Source organism: Pseudoalteromonas prydzensis, assembly GCF_011050055.1.
Taxonomy (GTDB): domain Bacteria; phylum Pseudomonadota; class Gammaproteobacteria; order Enterobacterales; family Alteromonadaceae; genus Pseudoalteromonas; species Pseudoalteromonas prydzensis_A.
In genome coordinates, this window is record NZ_DRGM01000067.1 from 1 (window position 1) to 4,145 (window position 4,145).

Sequence of the window (4,145 nt, forward strand, 5' to 3'; positions counted from 1 at the left end):
GATGTTAATCATATCTAAAATAATCTGCTTACCGATCTCAGCATCTAAATTTGGTATACGACCTTGTTCAATATCAATAACGAGTTGCAATGTTGAACCTGCCCCCCACAGTAGTTGGCAAAAAATTAAAGATTTATTTTACCTAACCCCAGAGCTACCACCTGAACACCCTGACGACTATAAAACGTTAGACGGGGTTGATCAAAATGATAACGGTATTCGTGATGATTATGAGCGCTATATGTATGAAAAGTTTGATTCTCCGCAGCTCATCACCTTTAGTTTAGGCGCAGCTTCAACATTGCAACTCGTTATTGATATTGAACAAGGTCGTATACCAAATTTAGATGCTGAGATCGGTAAGCAGATTATTTTAGATATGATTAACATCAGTTACTGTGTTCGATATTTACAAAATTCACAACCAGATTTTAGAGAACCCGAAGTTTTATACTTTAATACAATAGAAAGAGCTTATGCGAACCGAAAAAGCCAAAATAAAATTAGTGACTATATTGCTTGGGATGACGATTTTCATCGCGGTGCTGATAGAGACTGCAAAATCCTTAAAGTGAAGGAGTAAGAGTCGCCCATTAGTTCAACTAGACTGACATTGGCATTAAATGATGACTGACGCGCGAATTCATAGGGTCAAGTATTTCATCTTGCTAAGACAAACACCAATCTCACGTTTAACACCCCTCCCCCGTCATCACGCCCTGAAAATAAGCAATTGATGAGTAATTCATTTCATGGCAGGTTTTTAATGTAGGTCGTGAATTTATCCCGACAAAAGTTAAATACAGAGTTAGCGAGTTTAATAAAATACGATTAACCATACCTATACAACTTTTCGGGCTAAAGCCCGACCTACGGCTAAATGGGCTTTTTAAGATAAATTAAAAGCTATATTTTAAGCTCAGCTTATAATTTACCGGCTCACCTGGTTGAGTCCAAATTGCTGAATAAGAGTTTGCATAATATTCTTTATCCAGTACGTTATTGATGTTCAACTGTATACTTACATCGTCATTTACGTGGTAATTAGCAAACAGGTTCACCAGCGTATATGAAGGCAAATAATACGTAGGATCGATGGTTTCACCTAAACGCTCACCTTCATATTGAACAGCCACACCGATTGTCGCATTTAAGTCATTTAACTCTCTTTTAAGGCGCGCATTTGCACTGTGTTTAGGAATATTTAGTAATGGGCTACCTTTTGGCAGTTTTACCCACCAATCGGTATTAACGGTGTCGTTTGCCGTTTTGGCATCGGTGTAAGTGTAAGCAAAGTCAAATGAGGTATGGTCTGTAATATCGCCGTGTAAATCAAACTCAATTCCCTCGCTTGTTACTTCACCTAACGCCGTTGATACACCTGCCTGCAAGTCAGTGGTCAGCATATTGCTTTTTTCGGCGCTAAATACTGTAAAGCTACCACTTACAGCATCTGTACTAAATTTAATACCCGCCTCAAAAGAGCTTGTTGATTCCGGCTCAAACGCATCACCATTTATATCGTAGCCGCTGTTTGGCCGAAAACCTTCAGAGTAACTGGTGTAATATTGTATATCGTCTGAGTAGGCATACACTAAACCCACCCGTGGGCTAAATGTACTTTGGTCGCTCTTAGACTGACTTTGATTGATGTGATTATCTATTTGCTGATCAAACCAATCATAACGGCCGCCCACTTGCATTTTCCATTGCTCAGTGATGTCGATTTGATCTTGAATATAAAGCCCATAACTATGCTGTATTTCAGTGCTGTTGTATAAAAGTGAACCTTCGGGTGCGGTTTGCCCATACACTGGGTTATACATATTGATTGCATAGCGCGTATCTTCAAGCGTGGGACGGTATCTGTACCAAAGTTTATCAAAATCAAACTTGCTAGCGTCCCCACCTATTAATAAATGATGGGTAAAGCCAGCCGCGCTGATACTGCCACTGAGCTCAATACGCGCAGAGATATTTTTAGTTTGAAAATCACGCTGGTTATGTTGTCTACTTAAGGTTTCGCCATCAGTAAAATAAACCTGCCTGCTAGGGGCTAATTCTGCATCGCTCGATTCGCTTATAAATTTCGAATCGCTATAGCTAAAACCATTTAAAAGTGACCACTGTCCAATTTGATGCTCAAACGTTAGTTGGTGAGAAATAGCATCAACCTCAGTCGGTTTATCACTTGGCTCACCTAAAAAAGTCTCAATGGGTAATGCATCTATCTTCCCGCCTACTGCGACAATCCCACGGTCAAACGTAACGCTTTGATCAACATACTCAAGTTCATAATTTAACTTTGTTGTGTCGGAGATTAACCAAAGTATTGAAGGCGTTATCACCGTTTTTTTATCTTCGTGGTAGTCTCTAAAGCTTTCGCTTTCTTCAATCGCGCCGTTTATTCTAAAAGCGAGTTGATCTGAAATTGCGTTAGTGTAGTCACCTTCACCGCGATAACTTTGCCAACTACCAGCAGATACTTTCAAAGAACCTTGCTCTTCAAACTGCGGCTTTTTAGTAATAATGTTAATAGTACCGCCTGGCTCAGAGCGGCCATAAAGTGCAGAGCCTGGGCCTTTCATCACTTCTACATAATCAATATTACTGGTATCGCGGGTGCCACTAAAGCTTCGACCTGATGAAAAGCCATTAATTAAAAAGCCTGATGGAATGCTTTCATCGCCCACTAAACCACGTATTGCAAAACTTTCCCATAACCCGCCAAAATCATTTTGTTCAGAAATACTCGGCGTTAAATCGAACATATCTGCTAGTGTGGTTACCCCTGCATCATTAAGCTTTTCAGCGGATATAAACTCTATGCTTTGCGGTTGTTCGCTTAAAGGTACATCGCCGCGAAAAGCTTGCCTAACACCCGAAACAGCTATTTTTTCTATGCTTGGTGACGCTGTAGCTGCGTATACAGAAGGTGCTAAAATTGCACTTACAGCAATTGAAAGGACTGATATGTGGTTTCGTTTAATTGTATTCATTCTATCTCTTAGGTATTAGCGTGACTTAATCAATTAAGTTTGTGCTCAAAATTTTTTTAATTTAACCTACTAGGCAAGCATTTGAATATGTAGGCAATAATAATTATCATTTAGAATTCTATACAAACGAGACAAAAAACGCTACCCCAGTCAAAACAAATATTACAAAGTTATTAAATTACAATTTAGAAAAAAATGAACATATTAAGCTAGCCTGCATTACATTAGCTGCCTACGTGGCACACTGGCAGAAGTCCCTAAACTTAAAAATCAGCAATTACAAATTTTATCTATAGGCAACGTATTTTCAGATCAGAAAGATACAATGGTGAACTACCGCATAACCTGCAATGGCAAAGCAGTACAAAGTGCCGAAGTAATCAATGACTTAGTGAATGACCCTGCTCAAAAGCCTGTTATAAGCAATGATGCTGGCGTAGCAACACTCTCATTTGTATTGCCCCATGCCGCAGAGTAATAATTAAAAAAGCTCGTTAGTCATACTGCAAAGAAATGCTGTGGTCAGGTGCTGTATTTAGCCAAGATCTGATACCAACCCTGCGTTTAGCCCTCATCAGTTACAACTATAACGCCTCATAACAGTCAGTAATAATATTCAATACTTTCCACTTGCATTTACCTAAAAAGTGAACTTAATTTAAAAAATAACTCAACATCATTCAAAAGGAATTTGCAATGACTAAACTCATCATTATTGCTTGGTTACTTTTTTGTTCGCATGCTTACGCGACAAATATTTTTCAGCTTAACTCAAAATCAAAAAATACCGATTTAACTGATATTCAACCAAACCACCCACAATGGAATGCCGGCTCTGTCTATGTAGCTGGTGATGTCGTCACTCACAACAACAGCTTATTTATTGCCGCTTTTTGGGTTAAAGGTATTGAGCCGATCGAAAACCTGCCACATTGGGATGGCTGGATCTGGCTGCAAAATACCGTGATAGAAAAATGGCAAGCAAACAAAGTGTATCAAGCTGGCAGCCTTGTAAAACACGGTACTGACTACTTCCTTGCCCGCTATTGGAATGAGAATAACGAACCCGCCCCCCACAGTAGTTGGCAAAAAATTAAAGATTTATTTTACCTAACCCCAGAGCTACCACCTGAACACCCTGACGAC

At 39.4% G+C, this 4,145-nt stretch carries 3 protein-coding genes and 1 pseudogene; 3 read left to right on the plus strand and 1 reads right to left on the minus strand.

The window, feature by feature from the left end; genetic code table 11:
- Window positions 1–583, plus strand: a pseudogene (locus ENH88_RS06160) (hypothetical protein); the annotation flags it as partial.
- A 316-nt stretch (window positions 584–899) separates the two neighbouring features.
- On the opposite strand, the gene ENH88_RS06165 reads toward ENH88_RS06160, so the two are convergent.
- Window positions 900–2,999 (minus strand): TonB-dependent siderophore receptor, encoded by a 2,100-nt coding sequence (locus tag ENH88_RS06165; protein ID WP_304180719.1) that lies wholly within the window; start codon window positions 2,997–2,999, stop codon window positions 900–902.
- 325 nt (window positions 3,000–3,324) lie between these two features.
- Between ENH88_RS06165 and ENH88_RS06170 the strand changes: the two genes are divergently transcribed.
- Together ENH88_RS06170 and ENH88_RS06175 are read left to right on the plus strand one after the other, a co-directional pair.
- Window positions 3,325–3,477 (plus strand): hypothetical protein, encoded by a 153-nt coding sequence (locus ENH88_RS06170; protein ID WP_304180722.1) that lies wholly within the window; start codon window positions 3,325–3,327, stop codon window positions 3,475–3,477.
- Window positions 3,478–3,695: 218 nt separating this feature from the next.
- Window positions 3,696–4,145, plus strand: a 450-nt coding sequence (locus tag ENH88_RS06175; RefSeq protein ID WP_349768645.1) for a carbohydrate-binding protein, incomplete at its 3' end; no start/stop codon positions are given.

Bases quoted from the DNA above. Each gene is read 5' to 3' on its own strand.
- ENH88_RS06170 (WP_304180722.1), top strand. From the start codon at position 3,325: ATGGTGAACTACCGCATAACCTGCAATGGCAAAGCAGTACAAAGTGCC.
- ENH88_RS06165 (WP_304180719.1), bottom strand. From the start codon at position 2,999: ATGAATACAATTAAACGAAACCACATATCAGTCCTTTCAATTGCTGTA.